Origin of the sequence: Galbibacter kalidii, from assembly GCF_026241135.1 — a bacterium.
GTDB lineage: Bacteria > Bacteroidota > Bacteroidia > Flavobacteriales > Flavobacteriaceae > Galbibacter.
Genome location: NZ_JAPFGA010000028.1, coordinates 1 through 23,328 on the forward strand (window position 1 = coordinate 1; position 23,328 = coordinate 23,328).

The 23,328-nt window shown below is 39.8% G+C and carries 19 protein-coding genes; 13 read left to right on the top strand and 6 right to left on the bottom strand.

Going from position 1 to position 23,328, the window contains the following annotated elements:
- Window positions 1-134 precede the first annotated feature (134 nt).
- Window positions 135-2,237 carry an ATP-dependent DNA helicase RecG gene (gene recG / locus OOZ15_RS18800; protein ID WP_265957992.1) on the bottom strand — a complete coding sequence of 701 codons (2,103 nt, stop codon included), beginning with the start codon at window positions 2,235-2,237 and terminating at the stop codon, window positions 135-137.
- Window positions 2,238-2,334: 97 nt separating this feature from the next.
- Here recG and OOZ15_RS18805 point away from each other — a divergent pair, with 97 nt between their 5' ends.
- Genes OOZ15_RS18805 through OOZ15_RS18815 form a run of 3 tightly spaced genes read left to right on the top strand, consistent with a single transcriptional unit; the run spans window position 2,335 to window position 6,329 of the window.
- Complete coding sequence (locus OOZ15_RS18805; RefSeq protein ID WP_265957993.1) at window positions 2,335-4,455, top strand: M1 family metallopeptidase; 2,121 nt, start codon at window positions 2,335-2,337, stop codon at window positions 4,453-4,455.
- A gap of 6 nt (window positions 4,456-4,461) precedes the next feature.
- Window positions 4,462-5,364, top strand: a complete 903-nt coding sequence (locus OOZ15_RS18810; RefSeq protein ID WP_265957994.1) for a patatin-like phospholipase family protein — start codon at window positions 4,462-4,464, stop codon at window positions 5,362-5,364.
- 56 nt (window positions 5,365-5,420) lie between these two features.
- The gene (locus tag OOZ15_RS18815; RefSeq protein ID WP_265957995.1) at window positions 5,421-6,329 is read left to right on the top strand and encodes a patatin-like phospholipase family protein; all 909 of its coding nucleotides are present in this window, start codon (window positions 5,421-5,423) and stop codon (window positions 6,327-6,329) included.
- A 12-nt stretch (window positions 6,330-6,341) separates the two neighbouring features.
- Here OOZ15_RS18815 and OOZ15_RS18820 read toward each other — a convergent pair whose 3' ends face one another.
- The 3 genes from OOZ15_RS18820 to OOZ15_RS18830 are packed head-to-tail and all read right to left on the bottom strand — an operon-like array spanning window position 6,342 to window position 9,705.
- A complete protein-coding gene (locus OOZ15_RS18820; RefSeq protein WP_265957996.1) occupies window positions 6,342-6,860 on the bottom strand; it encodes a DUF7935 family protein in 519 nt (172 codons plus the stop codon).
- 8 nt (window positions 6,861-6,868) lie between these two features.
- Window positions 6,869-8,473, bottom strand: coding sequence for an FMN-binding glutamate synthase family protein (locus OOZ15_RS18825; RefSeq protein WP_265957997.1), 1,605 nt, complete (start codon window positions 8,471-8,473; stop codon window positions 6,869-6,871).
- A 2-nt stretch (window positions 8,474-8,475) separates the two neighbouring features.
- Complete coding sequence (locus OOZ15_RS18830; RefSeq protein ID WP_265958016.1) at window positions 8,476-9,705, bottom strand: amidohydrolase; 1,230 nt, start codon at window positions 9,703-9,705, stop codon at window positions 8,476-8,478.
- Window positions 9,706-10,126: 421 nt separating this feature from the next.
- On the opposite strand from OOZ15_RS18830, the gene OOZ15_RS18835 reads away from it, so the two are divergent.
- From OOZ15_RS18835 to OOZ15_RS18845, 3 genes are read left to right on the top strand one after another with little or no spacing between them, the layout of a single operon-like run.
- On the top strand, window positions 10,127-12,457 hold the full coding sequence (locus OOZ15_RS18835) for an ATP-dependent helicase (protein WP_265957998.1): 2,331 nt from the start codon (window positions 10,127-10,129) through the stop codon (window positions 12,455-12,457).
- A gap of 50 nt (window positions 12,458-12,507) precedes the next feature.
- A complete protein-coding gene (locus OOZ15_RS18840) occupies window positions 12,508-13,131 on the top strand; it encodes an L-threonylcarbamoyladenylate synthase (RefSeq protein ID WP_265957999.1) in 624 nt (207 codons plus the stop codon).
- Between the two features lie 19 nt (window positions 13,132-13,150).
- Window positions 13,151-14,380 carry a glycosyltransferase family 4 protein gene (locus tag OOZ15_RS18845; protein WP_265958000.1) on the top strand — a complete coding sequence of 410 codons (1,230 nt, stop codon included), beginning with the start codon at window positions 13,151-13,153 and terminating at the stop codon, window positions 14,378-14,380.
- A gap of 54 nt (window positions 14,381-14,434) precedes the next feature.
- On the opposite strand, the gene OOZ15_RS18850 is transcribed toward OOZ15_RS18845, so the two are convergent.
- On the bottom strand, window positions 14,435-14,974 hold the full coding sequence (locus OOZ15_RS18850; protein WP_265958001.1) for a hypothetical protein: 540 nt from the start codon (window positions 14,972-14,974) through the stop codon (window positions 14,435-14,437).
- Window positions 14,975-15,239: 265 nt separating this feature from the next.
- The gene (locus OOZ15_RS18855) at window positions 15,240-15,998 is read right to left on the bottom strand and encodes an OmpA family protein (protein ID WP_265958002.1); all 759 of its coding nucleotides are present in this window, start codon (window positions 15,996-15,998) and stop codon (window positions 15,240-15,242) included.
- A 455-nt stretch (window positions 15,999-16,453) separates the two neighbouring features.
- Here OOZ15_RS18855 and hisG point away from each other — a divergent pair, with 455 nt between their 5' ends.
- The 7 genes from hisG to hisF all read left to right on the top strand — a co-directional run bounded on the left by hisG (window position 16,454) and on the right by hisF (window position 23,318).
- Window positions 16,454-17,317 carry an ATP phosphoribosyltransferase gene (gene hisG / locus OOZ15_RS18860; RefSeq protein ID WP_265958003.1) on the top strand — a complete coding sequence of 288 codons (864 nt, stop codon included), beginning with the start codon at window positions 16,454-16,456 and terminating at the stop codon, window positions 17,315-17,317.
- A gap of 103 nt (window positions 17,318-17,420) precedes the next feature.
- Window positions 17,421-18,704 (top strand): histidinol dehydrogenase, encoded by a 1,284-nt coding sequence (gene hisD / locus OOZ15_RS18865; protein ID WP_265958004.1) that lies wholly within the window; start codon window positions 17,421-17,423, stop codon window positions 18,702-18,704.
- Window positions 18,705-18,710: 6 nt separating this feature from the next.
- Window positions 18,711-19,754, top strand: a complete 1,044-nt coding sequence (gene hisC, locus OOZ15_RS18870; protein WP_265958005.1) for a histidinol-phosphate transaminase — start codon at window positions 18,711-18,713, stop codon at window positions 19,752-19,754.
- 130 nt (window positions 19,755-19,884) lie between these two features.
- Window positions 19,885-21,018: a bifunctional histidinol-phosphatase/imidazoleglycerol-phosphate dehydratase HisB gene (gene hisB, locus OOZ15_RS18875; RefSeq protein WP_265958006.1), complete on the top strand. Its 1,134-nt coding sequence runs from the start codon at window positions 19,885-19,887 to the stop codon at window positions 21,016-21,018.
- A 47-nt stretch (window positions 21,019-21,065) separates the two neighbouring features.
- Complete coding sequence (hisH, locus tag OOZ15_RS18880; protein ID WP_265958007.1) at window positions 21,066-21,704, top strand: imidazole glycerol phosphate synthase subunit HisH; 639 nt, start codon at window positions 21,066-21,068, stop codon at window positions 21,702-21,704.
- Window positions 21,705-21,744: 40 nt separating this feature from the next.
- Window positions 21,745-22,476, top strand: coding sequence for a 1-(5-phosphoribosyl)-5-[(5-phosphoribosylamino)methylideneamino]imidazole-4-carboxamide isomerase (hisA, locus tag OOZ15_RS18885; protein WP_265958008.1), 732 nt, complete (start codon window positions 21,745-21,747; stop codon window positions 22,474-22,476).
- Window positions 22,477-22,562: 86 nt separating this feature from the next.
- Window positions 22,563-23,318 carry an imidazole glycerol phosphate synthase subunit HisF gene (hisF, locus tag OOZ15_RS18890; protein ID WP_265958009.1) on the top strand — a complete coding sequence of 252 codons (756 nt, stop codon included), beginning with the start codon at window positions 22,563-22,565 and terminating at the stop codon, window positions 23,316-23,318.
- The last annotated feature ends 10 nt before the right edge of the window (window positions 23,319-23,328 follow it).

The window sequence follows — 23,328 nt, forward strand, 5'->3', positions numbered from 1 at the left end:
TTCTTCATACTGTGTAAAATTTAAAATTAATAAAAAAATATCGGGGGTCATGACCCCCGATATTTTCTATTTACACAGTTTATGAGATGCTACCAAAAAACAGGCTGAATGGCCTGTTTTTTTATGTCAACTTATCAACTAATGTAGTTCCAGATGTTTTTATGCTTGATCAATTGTTGGTAAGTGTAACGGATGTGCTTGTTCTTTTCCAATGTCAGGGAAGGATCATTCTTTAGTATTTTTAAGGCATAATAGCGTGCAGTTTTCAGGATCTCGTTGTCTTTTACGATATCGGCTATTTTTAAATTAAGCACCCCACTTTGCTGAGTACCCATAATATCTCCCGGACCGCGAAGTTTGAGATCAACCTCGGCGATTTCAAAGCCGTCGTTGGTTTTTACCATAGTTTCCAAGCGTGTTTTGGAATCGGCTGAGAGTTTATGGCTGGTCATTAAAATACAATAGCTTTGTTCGGCGCCCCTGCCCACGCGTCCGCGTAGTTGGTGCAACTGTGATAAACCGAAGCGCTCGGCACTCTCGATAATCATTACAGAGGCGTTGGGTACGTTGACACCCACTTCGATAACGGTTGTGGCCACCATGATCTGTGTTTCGCCTTTTACAAAACGATCCATTTCATAGTCTTTATCGGCAGGTTTCATTTTTCCGTGAACTATGGAAATTTGGTATTCAGGTTTTGGGAATTCCCGCTCGATACTGGCATAACCGTCCATCAGGTCCTTGTAATCCAATTTTTCGGACTCTTGAATAAGCGGATAAACAATATAGATCTGTCTTCCCAGGGCAATTTCATCTTTTATAAACCGAAAGACCTTTAATCGGTTGGTGTCGTATCGATGTACGGTTTTTATTGCTTTTCTGCCGGGTGGCAATTCATCAATTACCGAAATGTCAAGATCGCCATACAAACTCATAGCGAGGGTTCTGGGGATGGGCGTTGCCGTCATCACTAAAATATGTGGCGGGACTTTGTTTTTGTGCCATAATTTTGAGCGTTGCGCCACTCCAAAGCGGTGTTGCTCGTCAATAATGGAGAGTCCGAGGTTTTTAAAACGGACTTTATCTTCCAACACAGCGTGGGTGCCGATCAGAATATGGAGTTTGCCGTTTTCCAGCTCTTCGTGTATTTCTTTTCGTTCAGAAGTTTTGGATGAACCGGTAAGCAATTTCACACGGATATTAAGGGTTTTGACCAGTTCCGCAATACCGTTGTAATGTTGTTGAGCTAAAATTTCAGTTGGAGCGACCATACAAGCTTGAAAACCGTTATCAATGGCCAACAACATTGCCATAAGAGCTACAATCGTCTTTCCGGAGCCTACATCCCCTTGTAATAGCCTGTTCATTTGTGCGTTGCTCCCCAGATCGTTTCTTATTTCCCGGATAACTCTTTTTTGGGCGTTGGTGAGTTCAAAAGGCAAATGGTTTTTATAGAAGGTGTTGAAAAGCGTTCCGACCTTATCAAAATTGAAACCTTTTATCTTTTGCTTTCGCATTAAGTTTTTGGAGATCAGCTGTAGCTGAATGTAGAACAGTTCTTCAAACTTCAGCCTGTATTGTGCCTTGGCCAACAATTCCTGATTTTCAGGGAAGTGAATATTGAATAAAGCCTTACTTTTCGAAATGAGTTTGAGTTCGTCAAGAAGGTTGGGGGATAAAGTTTCAGCAAACCGCCCTTTGGTCTCCATAAATAATTGCTGCATCAGTTTATTGATGACCCGATTGGTAATACCTTTATTAGTTAGTTTTTCTGTGGATGGATACACGGGCTGCATGGCGGTACGCAGGCTTTTTTCGTGTTCGCTCAGCAATTCCATCTCAGGATGGGGCATAGAAAAGCCATTGTACCAATTGGTTTTACCAAAAATAACATAAGGTTGGTTGATTTTTAGGCTTTCACGAATCCATTTATGTCCCCTGAACCACACTAATTCCATTTTTCCGCTACCATCAGTAAAAGTAGCAACCAAGCGTTTTCCGCGTTTTTGTTCAACAGTTTTTATATGGGTTATCTTCCCGACAATTTGTACTTCAGCATTGTTGCGCTGTAGCTCACTTATCTTGTAGTATTTTGTTTTGTCGATATACCTGTTGGGGAAAAGATTAATAAAATCCTGATAAGTGTGAATACCGAGTTCACTCCTAAGCAAATCAGCCCGATTGGGGCCTACGCCTTTTAGGTAATCGATAGGAGTTTGCAGGATATTTGGATTCATAAGTACGAATATACTTTTTTCTTGTAAAAAACCCGATCTGATGCTATTTTCATATTGTCAACTTTTGTTAATTTGGTATCGGATTTACAACGAACCAATGAAACATGTCTTTTTCTATATTTTTTTGTTTTTCTCATCGGCCATTTTGGCTCAGCAAACTACTTTTGTCGATTTCAAAAAGGGGGAAGTAGCTATTTCCGTTCATCCGGAAAGTAAATCGGTCAGAGGTAGTATTACCTATACTTTTGATGTTTTACAATCAACGGATTCCATTGTGATAGATGCAAAGAACATGACAATTTCTTCAGTTTTTATTAATGAAAAATCAGCTGATTATGAATATGATGGCAAGAAGATATACTTAAATGAAAACTTCAATAAAAGTAATTTAAATATCCTTAAAATTAGTTATTTATGCAATCCTAAACAAGCGCTGTATTTTATTGAGGATGACAAGAACGATTTAATACTGAATCGTTTTGACGCTCCGAGGGGAGGTCGTCAAATCTGGACACAAGGACAGGGGAAATACACCTCCAATTGGCTCCCGAGCTTTGATGATATGAACGAGAAGGTTGAATTTGATTTATCCATTACAGCGCCTTCAACATTCAAAGTGATTGCCAATGGAAAATTGCTTAAAAAGGATAGCGGAGATGAACAACAAACATGGCATTTTGATATGCAAAACCCGATGAGCAGTTATTTGTTGGCTTTTGTAGTGGGGAATTATGATGTGAAAGAGGAGTTGTCTGAAAGCGGTATTCCTATGGAGCTCTATTTTTATCCGCCTCCGGCGGACACCGCCATGGTTGAACCCACATATCGTTATACCAAACGTATTTTTGACTTTTTGGAAGACGAAATCGGAGTTCCTTTTCCGTGGCAAAATTACAAGCAAGTGCCTGTCAAGGATTTTCTTTATTCCGGAATGGAAAATACCTCTCTTACTATTTTTTCTGATGCTTATGTGGTCGATTCAACGGGATTTACCGATAAAAATTATGTCAGCGTAAATGCACACGAACTGGCACATCAGTGGTTTGGTGATTTGATAACAGAGCAGAGCGGAACGCACCATTGGTTGCAGGAAGGTTTTGCCACCTATTATGCTTTGCTGGCTGAAGAGGAGGTTTTCGGAAACGATCATTACTACCTTCAGTTGTATCAATCTGCGAAGCAATTGGATATGATGTCTCAGAACGAAGGGGAGGGTTTGATGAACCCTAAGGCAAGTAGTCTTACTTTTTATCAGCGTGGAGCTTGGGTTTTACATGCACTTCGGGATAAAGTAGGAGGAAAGGCGTTTCAATTGGCTGTAAGGAACTACCTCAATGCCTTTGCGTTTAAAAATGTGGTTACGGATGATTTTATAAAAATCGTAGAAACCGAAAGCGGACAAGATTTGGATGATTTTGTTCAGCGTTGGCTGGTGAATAAAGAATTTCCTATAGAAAAAGCCAGAACACTGCTGCAAAAGAATAAATTGACCAAAACATTGTTGCAATTTGATACGGCTGATCAAAGTGAGTTAACTGATTTTGTAGCTGAAAACGATAGTATTTTTAGCGGAAAAGACAATTATGCCTTGGTAGAAAATGTTTTGCGACGGCTTCAAACCGATTCAGTAGGTATAAAAATCTATAAAAAAGCTTTGCAATCGGATGTGTTGAAAACACGTCAGGCAGCAGTTTTGTATATTGATAGTATTCCGCAGCAATTAAAACCGGATGTTGAAAAATTGTTGAACGACAGTAGTTATATCACTGTCGAGAATACGCTTTTGAAGCTGTGGATATATTTTCCAGAAGACCGGATAAAATATTTGGACACCACCAAAGGAAAAAGCGGGTTCAATAACAAAAACATTCGTGTTTTATGGTTGGCTTTGGCTGTGATTACTCCGGGTTATGACAACAATAACAAAGTTTCGTATTATGAGGAATTGATCAATTATACCCATCCCAACTATAATTTTGAGCTTAGACAATTGGCTTTTCAGTATCTTTACGAAGTCCGTGCGTTTAATGAAAAAGCATTATGTCATTTAATACAGGCATGTCACCATCACACTTGGCAGTTTTCGAAGTTTTCAAGGGAATTGCTGGACAGTTTGATAGCGCAGGAAGATTACAAAAAGGTACTGCAAAACATGCTGAATAAACTGAACGAAAACGAACAAGATTTTTTAAAAGAAAAACTCAAAACCAAAGAATAACCTACAATGAAGGCATTAGTCATATCTGGAGGAGGGAGCAAAGGGGCATTTGCCGGTGGCGTTGCACAATATCTTATCGAGGAGTTAAAAAGGGATTACGATCTCTTTTTGGGAACCTCTACCGGAAGCCTTTTGGTGAGCCATCTTGCGTTGGGAGAGGTCCAAAAAATAAAGAAAGTATATACTTCTGTAGACAACGACAGTATTTTCAGTGTTTGTCCGTTTAAAATCAAAGAAAAATACGGAGTTCAGCAAATAAGTATTAACCACATCAACGTTATCAGAAATTTTATCAGGGGAAGTAAAACTTTCGGCGAAAGCCATAATCTGAGAAAACTAATCAGAAAATCCATTACGCAAGAAGATTTTGAACGATTGAAGAATAGTAACAAGGAGGTAGTGATTGCAGTTTCCAATCTATCATATAGTCAGGTGGAATATAAATCGATCAAAGATTATGATTATGATGAATTTTGCGATTGGGTTTGGATGTCGAGTAATTACACGCCTTTTATGACGCTGGTGCGTAAGGATGGTTGTGAATATGTCGATGGCGGACTTGGGAGCATGGTTCCCATTGAAGAAGCAATAAAGAGAGGAGCAACGGAAGTCGACGCCATTATTTTACAGACTGAAATGACCCAATTCAACAGATTGCCTTCAAAAAATCCGTTTTCGCTGCTTACAGCCATGTTTAATTTTATGATTGACCGAATTGAATATCAAAACATTAAAATCGGAAAGTTTGTAGCGTCCAACAATGATGCTATCATTAATTTTTATTACACACCAACAGTATTGACAACCAATTCCCTTATATTCGATGAAGCAAAAATGACAGAATGGTGGCAGCGCGGGTTTGAATTTGCTAAATTCAAGAATAAAGAAGTGAGTCAACTGGAAATATAAAGTGGTTTGAAACGTTGAGCAATAATAGTAATCTATTGAATATTTAACACAGAAGAATGAGAGCATTAGTAATAAGCGGAGGAGGAAGTAAGGGCGCATTTGCCGGTGGTGTGGCACAACACCTTATGGAAAATGAAAAAAGGGAGTACGACCTTTACTTGGGGACTTCCACGGGGAGTTTATTGATCCCTCATTTGGCGAACAACAATATTGAAAAGATATACGACATCTATACGAATGTCACACAGCGAAAAATCTTTAGTAACAATCCGTTTATAACCCGTAAAAGGAACGGAAAGGAATATGTAGCCATCAATTACCTGAATGTAATCTGGCAGCTTATTAAAGGGAAGCGAACCTTTGGGGAGAGCAAGAATTTGAGGCGGCAGATCAGAAATAATTTTTCCGAAGATGAATACAAACAATTGATCGATAACGGAAAAAATGTAGTGGTTACGGTTTCCAACCTTTCTATGAACAGGGTGGAGTATAAATCGATCATGGATTACAATTATGACGATTTTTGCGACTGGATATGGATATCGTGTAACTATGTTCCCTTTATGTCACTCACCAAAAAGGATGGCTATGAATATGCCGATGGCGGGTTGGGTTGTATTATCCCGATTCGTGAAGCTGTAAAAATGGGTGCCAGTGAAATAGATGCCATTATTTTAGAAACGGAAAATATGGAATACAATAAAATACTGGGGAAAAATCCGTTTTCGCTTATGGTGAGCCTGTATAGTTTTGTATTGGATCAATTGGAATCGCACGATATTGTTGAAGGAAAACTGGCAGCACTTAACAAGAATGTAAGATTGAACACCTATTTTACCCCCACCAGACTTACCGAAAATTCCCTTTATTTCAATAAAAAGAAGATGGCAGAATGGTGGGAGCAAGGTAAGGTTTATGCCGAAGCCCGTGTAAAAATCCAACAACCCAAAAAAATGGCGGGTTAGCTCTTCTTAGGTTTAGTTAAAAATATCTTTTATTTCCTTTTTGATATATCCCAGGGCCGCATTGGAAGGCGGTTGTTTGTCAAGAAGTTGATTCAATACATCTTCCCTTAGTTTTTGGGCATTTTCAGCATTCATTCCGGCTTTGCGTATCATTTGTATCGTTGCATTTTTTGATGCTTTGATGACGTTCCAACATTCATCTGAAATATAGATCTGCTGTGCGAGGTTATGATCAAACTCATGTTCAATTGAAGTGATGAGTTGTGCCTCGTACATTTCTTTATCGTCACTTTCAGGGACGATTCTCAACAATAACTTCGATGGGTTGACACGTTCCAAAAACAAAGCCATACGTTCGTAGGCTTGTAACTTTAGTGGGAGCGCGGTTTTCTCAGTTTGCTTATGAAGCAGGTAACGCCTTCTCCCTTCTTCGTTTTTCATATGTGAATTGAAAAAGTAATAGGCAATAAGACCGGTGATCAAAGCCGGTAGTAAAAAAAATAATAGTTCAACGAAATTTAATTCTTCCATGGGGCTTGTTAGTATCTGATTTGTTTGTTTTTAAGTTTTTCCAATGCCTCTTCGGCCTTGTATTGACCTCCAAGATGGGGGCAATGTAATAAACTTTCAGTTCCCTCAAAAGGAACTTTCACTTTATTATAGCCATAAACATTGGCCAAGGGTTGGGTAAGGCTTTTATCGCCAAGATTGATATCCACATCTTCCATGGTTAATTGGGAAGGATGCTCGTAGCCGCAGGCATGAGTGATCTCGATCAACTCTTTTTTGAAATTTTTAAAGTAATAGTTTACTCTCTCCGCTTTGTCTTCGATATTAATCCCCGATTGCAGCCATTTATTTTGAGTGGCAATACCACTGGGGCAGGTATTGTTATGACACACCTGGGCTTGAATACAGCCTACACTCATCATAGCTTCACGAGCTACATTGATGGAATCTACACCCATGGCAAAGGCCATAGCGGCTTTGGACGGGAAACCGAGCTTTCCACTCCCTATAAAAACAATACGGTTTGTGAGTTCTGCTTCTTTGAAAATCCTATACACATCGCTGAACGAATAGATCCAAGGTAGGGAAACATGATCGGCAAAACTCGGTGGAGCAGCACCGGTACCACCTTCACCACCATCAACGGTGATGAAATCAGGGCCTTGATTGGTTTTCTTCATTACATTGGCCAATTCACGCCATTGATCCAATTTTCCAATGGCAGCCTTGATTCCTACAGGTAATCCGGTTTCACGGGCTATGTCTTCAATAAATTTCACCATTTCTTCGATAGTTCCGAAAGCCGAATGATTAGGAGGTGACAATACGTCTTTTCCTATGGGGACATGTCGTATCTCGGCAATTTCTTTTGTGATCTTTGAAGCGGGAAGCACGCCACCTTTTCCGGGTTTTGCCCCTTGTGAGAGTTTGACTTCGATCGCTCTTACCTGCGGATTGTCTTCCACCAGTTTTTTTAGTTTCTCCATGGAAAACTTCCCATCATCGCCCCTTACGCCAAAATATCCCGTTCCGAAGTGAAAAATAACATCAGCTCCCTTTCTGTGATAGGGGGATAATCCTCCTTCGCCTGTATTGTGATAGGCATGAGCCAGTTTACAACCTTCGTTCAATGATTCTACTGCCCGGGCAGAAAGCGAACCAAAACTCATGGCAGAAACATTGATGACAGATGCAGGTCGATACGGACGTTTTCTTTTGTTATAACTTCCCATCACCTTGGCGCAAGGTAGAAAATAAGGGTCAATTGTATTAGGATGACCTTGTGGAACTTTATAAGGGAGCATAGCGTTGTTGATAAAAATGTAATGCGCTTCGTGAATATCCCTATCGGTTCCAAAGCCTTCATAGTTGTTTTCATTCTTTGCTGATGCATATATCCATCCTCTTTCAATTCGATTAAAAGGAAGTTCCTCACGGTTGTTGGCTACAATATATTGACGCAGTTCAGGTCCGATGCTTTCCAGCATATACCGTATATGGCCAACAATGGGGAAATTATGGGTAATGATGTGTTTTTTATTGAAAAACATATCGCGGATAGCTACAAGGGCAAGGAAGATCAATACCCAAACCCACCAAGGGATATTTTGCACAAAATCTAAAACTACTTCCATATTTATTCTGCTAGATAATCGTTGACAATATTTGTGAATGCTTTTACCCCTAACAACAGTCCACTTTCATCAATATAAAAATCAGGAGTGTGATGAGGTGCTGCTTTTGTTGAATTTTTAGGCATTCCTCCAAGGAAAAAGTAAAATCCGGGTACTTCTTCCTGAAAATAGGAGAAGTCCTCGCCTCCCGTAGTCGCTTTTGTCAGTTGTACATTTTCAGCGCCTGCAGCTTTTTCCAGGGAAGGCAGCATTTGTTCAACCAATTCTTCATCGTTGTATGTGATTGCCGTATTGTTTTGTATTTCAACAGTGGCTTTGCCTCCGTATGCTTCGGCAATGGCCGGCACCATTTGTTGTACACGCGCCAAGATATGTTTTCTCATATCGGGGGTCAAGGTTCGTATCGTACCGATCATTTCAGCACTTTCAGGGATGATGTTGAAGCGAACTCCCGCAGTGATTTTCCCAACGGTGATAACTGCGGCTTCATCGACCAAGCGGGCTTCCCTACTGATGATGGTTTGAAGTCCGTCTATGATCTTTGCAGATATCAAAATAGGGTCAACACCGCTCCATGGAGCAGATCCGTGTGTTTGCACTCCTTTTACATTGATAACAAAACGTTCTGTTGCGGCCATGGTTCCCCCCGGTTTGTAACGGATGGTCCCGACCGGTGTTCCAGAGTTGATGTGCAAACCGAAGATGGCATCAACTTTTGGGTTTTCGAGCACCCCTTCTTTGATCATTAGTTTAGCTCCACCTTCTTCACCCGGTGGTGGACCTTCTTCCGCAGGTTGAAAAATAAATTTTACCGTTCCGGCAAAATCGTTGTGCTTGCTCAACACTTCCGCAACACCCATCAAAATAGCAATATGTGTATCGTGTCCACAGGCATGCATAACACCTGTTTCTTTTCCAAGGAAGGTAGAGGTAACGGTAGATTTGAATGGAAGGCTGTTGCGCTCCGTTACAGGTAAGGCATCGATATCTGCCCGTAAACCAATGACTTTTCCGGTTTTTTTACCTTTCAGAATACCTACAACACCGGTTTTTCCTACCCCGGTAGTGACTTCAATCCCCAGGTCTTCTAAATGCTTGGCTATTTTTTTGGCGGTGTTGAATTCCCGATTGGACAATTCAGGGTTTTTGTGGAAGTCTCGTCGCCATTCTATGACTTTGGGTTCAATGGCTTTAATATCTTCTTCTAGTGAATTTTGCGCCATTAAAGGCATACTGAATAGCAAAAAAAACAAAGGAAGGTAACCTTTGATCTTTGCTATCGGTTTAAAAGAGAGTTTTGTGAATTTCATCTGTTTAAAATTTTTTAGTCCGCCAACGGCAGATGAAGAAACTAAAAATTCCTTCATATTCAGGAATGTACATAAACTTGTTTTAATCATTTTCAGTATGGTATGTTCAAAAAAGTTTATGTGCATTTCATAAAAAAATATTGAAGTTAATTGTGTGTAATGATATTTTCATAAGCTATGAAAGGTAAATATACCTATAATATAATATTTCTGTTTATAAATATTTACGTTTCCTCTTAAAAAATACTGCCATATTAGTTAACTTGACCCGGAAAAATCAACTACTTTTTGTTATTTTGAAAAGAGTTGAAATCTACTTGCAATTTAAAAACATAAAATTACTTTGGAAGCATATCTAGCAGAGTTGAATGAAGCGCAGCGAGCCCCTGTATTGCACAAAGACGGTGCACTTATGGTTATTGCCGGGGCAGGATCAGGGAAAACCCGTGTGCTGACCTACAGAATAGCTTATTTGATGAGTAAGGGAGTCGACCCTTTCAATATCTTATCATTGACTTTTACCAATAAGGCTGCCCGCGAGATGAAAAAACGAATTGCTGAGATCGTGGGAAATAGCGAAGCTAAAAATCTTTGGATGGGAACCTTTCATTCGGTTTTTGCCAAAATCCTGAGATTCGAATCCGAAAAATTGGGCTATCCGAGTAATTTTACCATATACGACACTCAGGATTCACAGCGCCTTATCAATTCCATTATCAAGGAAATAGGCTTGGATAAGGATGTTTATAAATACAAACAGGTACAGAATAGGATATCTTCCTATAAAAACAGTTTGATTACGGTTAAAGCCTATTTTAACAATCCGGAGCTCATGGAAGCTGATGCTATGGCCAAAAGACCGCGATTGGGAGAAATATACAATGCGTATTGTGAACGTTGTTTTAAAGCGGGGGCGATGGATTTTGACGATCTGTTGTTGAAAACCAATGAACTGCTGACCCGTTTTCCTGAAGTGTTGGCTAAATATCAAGATCGGTTCCGCTATATTTTGGTGGATGAGTACCAAGATACCAACCATTCCCAATATTTAATTGTAAAGGCGCTATCAGACCGGTTTCAGAATATTTGTGTGGTAGGGGATGATGCACAGAGTATTTATGCTTTCCGTGGGGCGAACATCAACAATATCCTGAACTTCCAAAAAGATTATGACAATGTGGAGATGTACCGCTTGGAGCAAAACTACCGATCGACCAAAAATATAGTAAATGCTGCCAACTCTGTTATCGAAAAGAACAAAAGTAGGCTGGAAAAAGTAGTTTGGACTAATAATGATGAAGGGAACCTAATAAAAGTACACCGTTCTGTCACCGATGCTGAAGAGGGAAGGTTTGTGGCTTCGTCCATTTTTGAAAATAAAATGCAAAACCAGTTGCACGACGGGGATTTTGCCGTGTTGTACCGCACCAATTCACAATCACGATCGATAGAGGATGCCTTAAGGCGAAAGGAGATTCCGTATCGCATTTACGGCGGACTCTCGTTCTATCAACGAAAAGAGATCAAAGATGTTTTGGCCTATTTGCGTTTGATCTTAAATCCGAAGGATGAAGAAGCGCTGGTGCGGGTTATTAATTATCCGGCACGAGGTATTGGACAAACCACCATGGAAAAACTGACGGTGGCTGCCAATCACTACAAACGTTCCATTTTTGAAGTGATAGAGAACCTGGATAAAATTGACCTGAAAATCAATTCGGGAACCAAAAGAAAACTGGACGATTTTATGACGATGATCAAAAGTTTTCAGGTGACCAATCAGACCGCTGATGCATTTGTAATGGCAGAACATGTGGCAAAAAAGACCGGTTTGCTTCAGGAGTTTAAAAAAGATGGTACTCCGGAAGGAATTGCCCGAATGGAGAATGTGGAGGAATTGCTGAATGGGATTCAGGATTTTGTGGAAGGTCAGAAGGAAATTGCAGATGCCAAAGGTGATTTGTCCGAATTTTTGGAAGATATTGCCCTTGTAACAGATCTTGATAAAGATACCGGTGATGATGACAGGGTGGCCTTGATGACCATTCACTTGGCCAAGGGCTTGGAGTTTCCATATGTTTATATTGTAGGAATGGAAGAAGATCTATTTCCTTCAGCCATGAGTATGAATACCCGTAGCGAACTCGAAGAGGAGCGGAGGTTGTTTTACGTAGCCTTGACCCGGGGAGAAAAACAAGCGTATCTCACATATACACAGAGCAGATATCGTTGGGGAAAACTTATCGATGCCGAACCCAGTCGTTTTATAGAGGAGATAGATGACCAATATCTGGAATATTTGACACCTCCAATGGATAGTGACTATCGCTATAAACCGATGATAGATTCCGATATTTTTGGGGAGGTTGATAAAAGTAAACTTCGGCTTAAAAAACCAAAATCGGGGACACCGCCATCATCACATAAACCATCAGAAGAAAAGCTGCGTAAACTGAGAAAAATAAAACCTAATATTGGTGAACCTACATCAAACTCCAATTTGTTTGACAATGATCTAGTGGTTGGAAATAAAGTAGAACATTCCAGATTCGGTAAAGGGGAAATTATCAAATTAGAGGGTGTAGGGAATGACAAAAAAGCAGAAATCAGGTTTGATAACGGGGGCATAAAAAAGCTGTTACTCCGTTTTGCCAAACTTGATGTTATTGGGTAACTTTTAGGATTGAAATCAAACCTGACAGGTTTACGAACTAAATAAAAGGAATGGCAGAGTTAATTCGCATATATGAAGAAAACCCAAATCCGAAGGAAATAAACAGGGTAGTGGAGGTGCTTCGCAGGGGCGGACTTATCATCTATCCTACGGATACGGTTTATGGTTTGGGATGTGATATTACCAATTCCAAAGCTTTACAGCGTATTGCCCGCATCAAAGGAGTGAAGCTTGAAAAAGCTAACTTTTCCTTTATTTGTGCCGATTTGAGTAATTTATCAGATTACGTTCGGCAGATTGATACGCGAACCTTTAAAATTTTAAAACGTGCCCTTCCCGGTCCTTATACTTTTGTTTTGCCGGGGAATAACAGCCTTCCGAAGGATTTCAAGAAAAAAAAGACCGTGGGTATCCGTGTACCGGACAATAACATAGCAAGAACTTTGGTCGAAGAATTGGGGAATCCCATCGTTTCCACCTCTATCCGCGATGAAGATGAATTGATCGAATACACCACAGATCCGGAATTGATTCACGAAAAATGGGATGACCTGGTGGATGTTATTGTTGATGGCGGTTATGGTGACAATGTGGCTTCAACTGTAATCGATCTTTCCGGTAGTGAACCAGAGATCGTCCGTGAAGGTAAAGGTGATATTGATATCATTTTGTAGAAAGGAAAAGAACATCTAAGTGTATAACTCAAAAAAAATTCTAATTATAGGTTATGTCTGGCCGGAGCCAACCTCATCAGCAGCGGGGAGTAGAATGCTGCAATTGATTGACTTTTTTAAAGAAAATCGGGCAGAAATCACCTTCGCATCACCGGCAAAGCAAAGCGAGCACATTTTTAATCTTGCTTCCATTGGGATTGACGCAAAAGAAATTCAGTTAAACGACACCTCTTTTGATGCTTTTGTAGCGGATTTAAAGCCTGATATTGTTATTTTCGACCGTTATATGATTGAAGAACAGTTTGGCTGGCGTGTAGCTGAACAATATCCCGAAGCCATTCGGATTCTGGATACAGAAGATCTCCATTTTCTTCGAAAGGTAAGGCAAATAGCCTTAAAAAAAGATGTTGAGGTTAATATGGATATGCTGTTACAAAGCGATTTGGCAAAACGTGAAATCGCCAGTATGTATCGATGTGATCTCTCTTTGATTATTTCCGAAGAAGAGTTAGAACTCCTAAAAGGGGTTTTTAAGATAAATGCTGATCTACTGTTGTATTTGCCTTTTTTACTTCCGAAAACAGAGCAAAATCAGAAGCAATGGGAGGAAAGAGCGGATTTTATCTTTATCGGGAATTTTGTGCATGCACCTAATTGGGATGCCGTGTTGCAATTGAAAAAAACTATCTGGCTGGGAATCAGAAAAGCTTTACCCAAAGCTAAATTGCACATTTACGGAGCTTATCCCTCTCAAAAAGTATTCGATTTACATAAAGAAACCGAAGGTTTTATGGTACACGGCAGGGCAGAGGATGCCATGGAAGTGATGAGCAAGGCAAGGGTTTGTCTAGCTCCGATGCGGTTTGGAGCCGGATTGAAAGGCAAACTGATCGAAGCTATGCAATCTGGTACGCCTAGTGTGACTACAGTAATCGGCGCTGAAGGAATCAATGGGGATTATGAGTGGAACGGAATTATTTGTGATGATATTGCTGAAGTAGCCAAAACAGCTATCGAACTGTATTCCGATCAGCAGTTATGGGAACAAGCCCAAGATGCAGGGTATGAGATTTTAGAAAAAAGGTTTGATGCCAAAGCGCATAAAGCTCGGTTTAAAACAACCCTTGAAAAGTTAGAAACGAATATTCAGCAACATCGAACGGCTAATTTTACAGGTGCCATGCTACAGCAGCAAACCACCCAAGCCAGTAAGTATATGGCAAAATGGATCGAGGAAAAGAATAAATAAATTCAGAAAAGGCTATCAATACTCCCGACGCTTTGGTATCAATGACAATTACCTCTAGTTTAGTAATTGTGTAGCCTTACCTTTCCAGTCATCTCTTTTTATTCTTCCAGGGAAAAATTCAATGAGTTCGGTAATCACTTCAATATCTTTATCGGTGATTCTGCTCAACTGCTCAAACTTGTATATACCGATACTGTTCAGTTTTTTCTCAATAAAAGGACCTATACCTTCGATAAGTTTTAAATCATCTTTGGCTTCTTCATTGGCATGTCCTATGGAATTGAAGTCTAATTTTGGTGGAACTTTCGTTTTTTTCTTGAGAGACACATTCATGTCAGATTCCATTGCCATTCCACTCCTGCCCCGGGTTTGAACGGCTTTTATGGTATTATCTTCTGAAAAAGAAATAGCCTCGCTTCTGGCATTGTTTACCAAAACACTTTTTTCGAGTAAGCATTTTTCAAGTTCGCTTTTATATTTGTTGTTTTTTACCGATTTACCTATAAAAAAACCTATAAAAAAGGCAAAAATTAGTACTGCCGCTAGAAAATAAGGCGTACTGGTGAGGGTTGAAAAGTCAAATTGTTCAATCATTAGTTAGGGATTAAAACATGAATTAAATCAGCCGGTTATTGTTTCTAATCAACAGTTTTGGGGGCAAGCCTGTCTGCCGACAGAGGCAGGCCCACAAGGTGTTCAAATGAAAAAACCTTAACCCATTTCGATGCAGAACATCAGGGAAAAGACCCACTTAGTGGGATTTAATCATGAATCATCGCACTAATGTATGAAATAGCGACTAGTTTTTCAATCTTTTTAGTTTAACGTCCCGGATTTACGGATTTATTGCTAAATGTGATCAGCTTCCTTTCTTCAGATCTTCACGTACTTCGAGGTAGAAAGCATTAAAATTTACGTGTAAACGTATAAAAGAGGCATCACTAGCTCCGGCTGTGGTTGTAGATTTAAGCTTTCCCGAAGCGACACTAAAATCGGTTTGTAATACATTAGCCACCGATGCCGCTCTGGATGCATTAAGGTTCCAGTTGGCTCCTCTACTTTCAACAGTAACATCCAGAGAAGGATATTTCTTTGCTACAGTTGCTATCTTTCCAATAAAACCTTTGGCAGTCTCTTCCACATCTGTGCTATTTGGATCAGATCCATAAAGGAATGGAGTGTCCATCGCAATGATAATACTTCCTTTTTCAACACCTATTTGAGCATCTTCACCTAAAGTTTTCTTAAGGTCGGTAAGTACTAAAAAGGCTATGGAATCGTTGGCACTAAAGGTATCTCTTATGTCTTTTATTTGGGCTTCTTTCCGCTCTAGGGTTTCCAAGGTAAGGTTCACCGTGTTTGACTGCTGCGTTGAAGCTGATAAGAATTTATTCATATTCTCCATCAAGTCGCTGTTGGTTTGTTGAAGTTCTTTCAGTCGCAATTCAAGGTTTTCTACTTTTCGTTCTGCTATTGCTAAGTCTGCTTCAGTTTGTCGTAAAACCTTTAGTTTGGAATTCAATTCGCTTACTTGTGCTCTTAGTTCTTTCTTGCTTTGAGCAAAAATACTGGTAGAGGTCAGTACTGATAAAATTAAAACGCTAAGAAAAATTCTCATTACAAAATCAATTTAATTCATGTGTTTAAGGTGGGCAAGATATTATTTTTTAATAAAATGGCATAGAACAAATAGCTTCTTTCTTATTTCATTTTTAACAAAAGCTTGTTTTTTCGATGAGTATTGAGAGGAGGCAGTCCTGAATATGGACTTGTTTTGATGAGTTCCGTAACTAATAGGGACAAAATCGAGATATTTATATCACTTAGGGCAAAAAACTAAAATATTATTTGGAAACAATTTTTGAATTGCTTTAAATTTGTATATCAAAACAAACAAAATGACACTTTACACATCACATCATCATTTTCATACTTGCACTCAAGCGAGGTGAGATTGTTATGTGTGATTGAAACATAATAATATAAAAAAACCCGTTTGAGTCATCAAGCGGGTTTTTTTATTGCTGGTTTTGAAAAAAACAACCAAAAACACTTTAGTTAAGGAAAGTAATTATGAAACAGAGAAAAATAAAAATTGCGATTCAAAAATCGGGGAGGCTTAACGAAGACTCCCTGAAAATCCTGAAAGATTGTGGAATATCCATCGACAACGGACGTGAACAACTCAAGGCGTCTGCGCGTAATTTCCCATTGGAGGTTATGTATCTTAGAAATGGAGATATACCGCAATATTTAAGGGATGGGGTGGTAGACCTCGCCATTGTTGGGGAAAATTTGCTAATTGAAAAAGGGACAGACCTTCAGGTTGTGGAAAAACTCGGATTTTCCAAATGCAGGGTTTCATTGGCCGTTCCAAAAGGAGCTGATTTTAAATCGGTTAAAGACCTGGAAGGAAAGAAAATTGCGACTTCCTATCCAAATACGGTCAATCAATTCCTTCAAAAGGAAAAGGTTAATGCAGAGCTGCACATTATCAGCGGTTCGGTTGAAATTGCACCAAACATCGGTTTGGCAGACGCCATTGTGGATATTGTTTCCAGTGGAAGCACACTCTTCAAAAATAACCTTCGGGAGGTGAAAACCATTCTTCGGAGTGAAGCTGTGCTTGTCTCACCATCAAAGATTGATGATGGAGTAAAAGGATTGATATATCAGTTGAAATTCAGGATTCAATCCGTTTTAAAAGCGAGGGATTCAAGATATGTATTGCTGAACGCTCCAAACGATAAAATTGATGAGATTATAAAGTTATTACCCGGAATGCGTAGTCCCACGGTTTTGCCGTTGGCGGAAGAAGGCTGGAGTTCCATCCACACTGTGATTGCAAAAGATAGGTTCTGGGAAATCATAGACGAACTCAAAGCCATTGGCGCAGAAGGAATCTTGGTTTGCCCGATTGAAAAAATGGTGGTTTAAAGCCCCCTCTAGCTCCCCCGAAGGGGGAGAATTGTTAGGACTCAGTAAGACTTTAAAAAGATAAAGATACACGGATGTGCATCTCAAATAAAAAGTAATAGTGATGAATAAAATATATAATCCACCTAAACAAGATTGGTTAGATGTATTAAAACGTCCCACACAAACTGTAGAGGATATTGAAGCGACGGTCAATGAAGTTTTTAAGGAAGTGAAGCAAAAGGGTGATGACGCCATAAAGAAATACACCAACCTTTTTGATGGAGTGATGCTTGAAGATTTTATGGTATCAGCTAAAGAAATTCAAGAAGCGGAAAAGTTGGTGAGTAACGATTTGAAAAAATCTATTGCTTTAGCTAAGGAAAACATTACCGCTTTTCACGCCGCTCAAAAAACAGAAAGAGTGATGGTAGAAACCGTCAAAGGAGTACGTTGTTGGCAGGAAAAACGACCTATCGAGAAAATCGGTTTGTATATTCCGGGTGGATCGGCACCTTTGTTTTCTACGATTTTGATGTTGGCAGTTCCGGCTCAAATAGCGGGTTGCAAGGATGTGGTCTTGTGTACACCGCCCAATAAGGAAGGAAAAGTGAATCCTGCTATTTTATACACCGCCAATTTATGCAGGGTCACCAAAATTGTAAAAGTAGGAGGTATTCAGGCGATTGCCGGGATGACTTTCGGAACGGAAAACATTCCCAAAGTATATAAGGTTTTTGGTCCCGGGAATCAGTTTGTGACTGTAGCGAAGCAATTGGCGACCAAATTTGGGGTTGCTATCGATATGCCGGCGGGACCTTCAGAACTTTTGGTTATGGCTGATGAGACTGCTAATGCTGCTTATGTGGCATCAGATTTACTCTCGCAAGCCGAGCATGGTGCTGATAGTCAGGTGATATTGGTTTCAACCTCAAGAGACTTTATGGACAAGGTTGAAAAAGCTATAGAAGATCAAATAACAGAGCTTCCCCGAAAGGAAATTGCTGAAAAAGCTATAGAAAATTCAAAATTGATATATGTAAATGATAATGAAACTGCCTTGGAATTGATCAATGAATACGGTCCGGAACACTTTATTATCTGTGCTGAAGATGAGAACTTTTTTGTAGGTGGTATCCAAAATGCAGGTTCGGTTTTTGTTGGAAAATACACTCCCGAAAGTGCAGGTGATTACGCATCGGGAACCAATCACACCTTGCCGACCAATGGTTATGCCAAGCAGTATAGCGGTGTTAATCTCGATAGTTTTATGAAGAGTATGACCTTTCAGAAGATATCAGAAGAAGGAATTAAAGGTATTGGGAAGGCTATTGAATTCATGGCGGATGCCGAAGGACTTCAGGCACACAAAAATGCGGTGAGTTTAAGGCTGAAAGATTTAAAGTAGGGAGAAATGACAACAACATTTGATATTGACAAATTGGTTCGGGAGAACGTAAAAAAATTAAAGCCTTATTCTTCAGCAAGGGACGAATTCAAGGACTTTGACAAGGAAATGGTTTTTCTCGATGCGAATGAAAATCCATTTGAAAATGGAGTTAACCGCTATCCTGATCCGCAGCAGCGTTCGTTAAAAGAAGTTTTGGCAACACAAAAAGGAGTTTCATCATCACAAATACTCCTCGGAAATGGAAGTGATGAAGTACTCGATCTTATTTTTAGAACTTTTTGCAAACCTCAAAAGGATAATATTATCACTTTACCACCTACCTATGGCATGTATAAGGTGCTGGCAGGAACCAATGACATCGAAAACAGGGAAGTGCTATTGACGACTGATTTCCAACTCGATGTGGATACGATTTTATCAACGGTAGATGTGAATACAAAACTGTTGTTTATTTGTTCGCCTAATAACCCAACGGGGAATATCTTCAATGCAAAAAAAATGGAAACCCTGCTTCAAAGCTTTAAGGGTTTGGTTGTTGTTGATGAAGCCTATATCGATTTTTCAGATAATGAAAGTTGGTTGCAACGCTTGAGTGAATTCCCTAATCTCATTGTCACACAAACCTTGTCAAAAGCCTATGGAATGGCAGGGATCCGTCTGGGGATTTGTTATGCTTCCGAAGCCATTATTTCTATACTGAACAAAATAAAACCGCCGTATAATGTTAATCAACTTACTCAAGAAAAAGCGTTGACAAGAGTTTTGGATACGGATTCAGTAAAAAATGAAATCGAAAGGATATTGGAAGGGAGAAGTATGCTGACAAAGGTATTGAAGGACATTTCTTTTGTTGAAAAAATATACCGTTCTGATGCGAATTTTATTTTGGCAAAAGTAGATGATGCCAATAAAAGATATAATGAATTATTAGCACAAGGAATTGTGGTCAGAAACAGAAGCACCCAACCGTTATGTGAGAACACATTGCGTTTTACGGTGGGCACACCAACAGAAAATAAAAGATTGATTAAAGCACTAAAGGGGTGAAAATTACAATATTCAAGCACCAAATCCCAAAACCGGATTGGGATTTGGAATTTGAGATTTGGAATTTATAAGAACATAGATGTTGGATTAGACTTAAGTGTCTATTCAAAAGAACAAATTAATAATAGAAATGAAAAAAGTATTATTTATAGATCGTGATGGCACGCTGATCAAAGAGCCGGAGGACGAACAAATCGACACCTTTGAGAAATTGGATTTTTATCCCAGGGCATTGGCTTACATGGCAAAAATCGCTGCGGAATTTGATTATGAATTGGTGATGGTGACCAATCAGGATGGTTTGGGAACGGATTCCTTTCCGGAGGATACCTTCTGGCCGGTGCACAATTTTATTATAAAAGCGTTTGAAACCGAAGGCGTTGTTTTTGACGATGTGGTCATTGATCGCACTTTTGCAAAAGACAATGCCCCCACAAGGAAACCCAATACCGGACTGTTGACTCAGTATCTCGGTGAAGATTATGACCTTGAGAATTCTTTTGTGATCGGTGATCGTCTAACGGATATCGAATTAGCAAAAAACCTGGGAGCTAAAGGTATTTTCATTAATAACGGAACTTATCTCGGAGCTTCGGAGGTCAATACAAAAGGTGATGACCTCGATACTTTTATCGCTTTGGAAACAGATGATTGGAAACAGATCTACAATTTTTTAAAGTTGGAGAACCGCGTAGCGGAAATCCAAAGGAAAACCAACGAAACCGATATTTACATCAAATTGGATCTGGATGGTACCGGAAAAAGTGAAATAGACACCGGATTGCCCTTTTTTGACCATATGTTAGATCAGATTTCCCGCCACGGACAAATGGACTTGACCTTTAGTGTAAAAGGAGATTTGGAAGTGGACGAACACCATACCATTGAAGATACTGCCATTGCTTTGGGAGAAGTGTTCAGTAAGGCTTTGGGCAATAAATTAGGCATAGAACGCTATGGTTTTTGTTTGCCTATGGACGATTGCTTGGCACAGGTGGCTATAGATTTCGGCGGAAGGAACTGGTTGGTTTGGGAAGCTGATTTTAAACGGGAAATGATAGGAAAGATGCCGACAGAGATGTTTTACCACTTTTTTAAATCGTTTACCGATGGCGCCAAAGCAAATTTGAATATCAAAGCTGAAGGCACCAACGAACACCATAAAATCGAAGCAATTTTTAAAGCTTTCGCCAAGGCTATCAAATCAGCAGTAAAAAGGGATTCAGAAAAAATGATTTTACCATCGACTAAAGGAATGCTATAAGCCCCCTCTAACTCTCCGCCGAGGCGGGGAGAATTTAATGAAGAATTATGGAATTAAGATCAAAAAAAGAGCAAGACATTACCCACCCTTCGGGGGGGACAGGGGGGGCTGTAGTAATTATAAATTACGGCGCCGGAAACATTCAAAGCATCAGGTTCGCTTTCCAACGTTTGGGTGTTGAGGCAGTGTTATCTGATGACGCTGAAGAGATCAGGAAAGCCGATAAGGTTATTTTTCCCGGGGTAGGTGAAGCGAGTAGTGCCATGGAAAAATTAAAAGCAACCGGATTGGATACTGTGATTCCGACCTTAAAACAGCCGGTGTTAGGTATCTGTTTGGGAATGCAGTTGATGTGTAATTCATCTGAAGAAGGAAATACCCAAGGCCTCGGTATTTTTGATGTGGAGGTAAAAAAATTCAGTGATCAGGTAAAAGTGCCACAAATCGGATGGAATCAGATTTCAAATTTGAATTCACCCTTGTTTGATGGTGTTAAAGAAAACGAATTTATGTATTTGGTGCACAGTTTTTATGCTCCCGTTTGCAAAGAAACCATTGCCACTACCCATTATGAAACCAATTATGCTTCAGCTTTACAGAAAAACAACTTTTACGGAGTGCAATTCCACCCCGAGAAAAGCAGTAAAGCTGGTGCGAGAATATTGTCTAACTTTTTAAAATTATAACCCATTAACTCCCCTCCTTAGGAGGGGTTGGGGGAGGCTTATGAGAATAATCCCAGCCATAGATATCATCGAAGGAAAATGTGTACGCCTATCCAAAGGTGATTACAGCACAAAAAAGATATATAATGAAGATCCGCTGGAAGTAGCTAAAGAATTTGAAGCCCACGGAATCCAGTACTTACATCTGGTGGATTTAGACGGAGCCAAAAGCAAACATATTGTCAACTACAAGGTATTGGAAACCATCGCCACAAAAACAAATCTGAAAATCGATTTTGGCGGAGGATTAAAATCTGACAAAGATTTGAAAATCGCTTTTGAGAGTGGCGCTAATCAGATTACCGGAGGAAGTATTGCCGTAAAAGATCCTGAATTGTTTACCAGTTGGATCGAAAAATACGGAAACGACAAAATAATCTTAGGGGCCGATGCCGATAATGAAAATATTGCCATTTCGGGCTGGCAGGAAGCTTCAGAAGAAAAATTGTTGCCGTTCATTGCGAAATATGTCGAAAGAGGAATAGAATATGTGATCTGTACCGATATCAGTAAAGACGGGATGCTACAAGGTCCGGCTTTCGAACTGTATGACAAGATCATTCAAAACGGATCCAAAGAACTGAAATTAATCGCTTCCGGAGGAATTTCAACCTTTGGTGAGCTTCCAAAACTAGCTGAAATCGGCTGTGAAGGAACAATCATCGGAAAAGCGATTTACGAAGGAAAGATTAGTTTGAAACAATTGGAAAAGTTGATAATTAATGACATATAAAGCATGTCAGGTCGAGCGCAGTCGAGACCTCATTATTAACCTCTCGACTGCGCTCGAGGTGACATTAAACCTATTATCAAAGAACAATGCTTACAAAAAGAATCATACCTTGTTTAGATATCAAAAACGGCCGAACTGTAAAAGGCGTTAATTTTGTAGGACTCCGAGATGCGGGGGATCCGGTGGAATTAGCAAAACTCTATGCTGAAAACGGAGCTGATGAATTGGTTTTCCTCGATATTTCAGCTACTGAAGAAAGAAGGAGAACGTTAGCCGATCTGGTGCTGCATGTCGCAGAACAGGTGAATATCCCGTTTACAGTAGGAGGTGGGATTTCTTCTGTGGAAGATGTTGATATTTTGCTGAATTGTGGTGCCGATAAGGTGTCGGTAAATTCCTCAGCAGTTAAGAATCCGCAGTTGATCAACGATCTTTCCGCCAAATTCGGAAGCCAGTGTGTAGTGGTTGCTATTGATGCCAAACAGATTGACGGACAATGGATAGTGCATTTGGTAGGAGGAAAGGTACCAACGGAATTCGACCTATTTCAGTGGGCAAAAGAAGTGGAAGAGCGTGGTGCCGGGGAAATTTTATTCACCTCGATGGACAATGATGGCACCAAAGATGGTTTTGCTAATGAAGCTTTAGCAAAGTTGTCTACGGAATTGAATATTCCCATTATCGCATCTGGAGGCGCCGGAAACATGGAACATTTTAAAGATACTTTTAAAGATGGATTGGCTGATGCCGCCTTGGCAGCCAGTGTTTTTCATTTTAAGGAAATCGAGATCAACGACCTAAAGCAATATTTAAGGGATAACAAAATAGCAGTACGTTTATAAACGACTAAGG

Excerpts from the sequence above, each read along its gene's own strand:
- recG (WP_265957992.1), bottom strand. The coding sequence starts at position 2,237 with ATGAATCCAAATATCCTGCAAACTCCTATCGATTACCTAAAAGGCGTA.
- OOZ15_RS18805 (WP_265957993.1), top strand. The coding sequence starts at position 2,335 with ATGAAACATGTCTTTTTCTATATTTTTTTGTTTTTCTCATCGGCCATT.
- OOZ15_RS18810 (WP_265957994.1), top strand. The coding sequence starts at position 4,462 with ATGAAGGCATTAGTCATATCTGGAGGAGGGAGCAAAGGGGCATTTGCC.
- OOZ15_RS18815 (WP_265957995.1), top strand. The coding sequence starts at position 5,421 with ATGAGAGCATTAGTAATAAGCGGAGGAGGAAGTAAGGGCGCATTTGCC.
- OOZ15_RS18820 (WP_265957996.1), bottom strand. The coding sequence starts at position 6,860 with ATGGAAGAATTAAATTTCGTTGAACTATTATTTTTTTTACTACCGGCT.
- OOZ15_RS18825 (WP_265957997.1), bottom strand. The coding sequence starts at position 8,473 with ATGGAAGTAGTTTTAGATTTTGTGCAAAATATCCCTTGGTGGGTTTGG.
- OOZ15_RS18830 (WP_265958016.1), bottom strand. The coding sequence starts at position 9,705 with ATGCCTTTAATGGCGCAAAATTCACTAGAAGAAGATATTAAAGCCATT.
- OOZ15_RS18840 (WP_265957999.1), top strand. The coding sequence starts at position 12,508 with ATGGCAGAGTTAATTCGCATATATGAAGAAAACCCAAATCCGAAGGAA.
- OOZ15_RS18850 (WP_265958001.1), bottom strand. The coding sequence starts at position 14,974 with ATGATTGAACAATTTGACTTTTCAACCCTCACCAGTACGCCTTATTTT.
- OOZ15_RS18855 (WP_265958002.1), bottom strand. The coding sequence starts at position 15,998 with ATGAGAATTTTTCTTAGCGTTTTAATTTTATCAGTACTGACCTCTACC.
- hisG (WP_265958003.1), top strand. The coding sequence starts at position 16,454 with ATGAAACAGAGAAAAATAAAAATTGCGATTCAAAAATCGGGGAGGCTT.
- hisD (WP_265958004.1), top strand. The coding sequence starts at position 17,421 with ATGAATAAAATATATAATCCACCTAAACAAGATTGGTTAGATGTATTA.
- hisC (WP_265958005.1), top strand. The coding sequence starts at position 18,711 with ATGACAACAACATTTGATATTGACAAATTGGTTCGGGAGAACGTAAAA.
- hisB (WP_265958006.1), top strand. The coding sequence starts at position 19,885 with ATGAAAAAAGTATTATTTATAGATCGTGATGGCACGCTGATCAAAGAG.
- hisH (WP_265958007.1), top strand. The coding sequence starts at position 21,066 with ATGGAATTAAGATCAAAAAAAGAGCAAGACATTACCCACCCTTCGGGG.
- hisA (WP_265958008.1), top strand. The coding sequence starts at position 21,745 with ATGAGAATAATCCCAGCCATAGATATCATCGAAGGAAAATGTGTACGC.
- hisF (WP_265958009.1), top strand. The coding sequence starts at position 22,563 with ATGCTTACAAAAAGAATCATACCTTGTTTAGATATCAAAAACGGCCGA.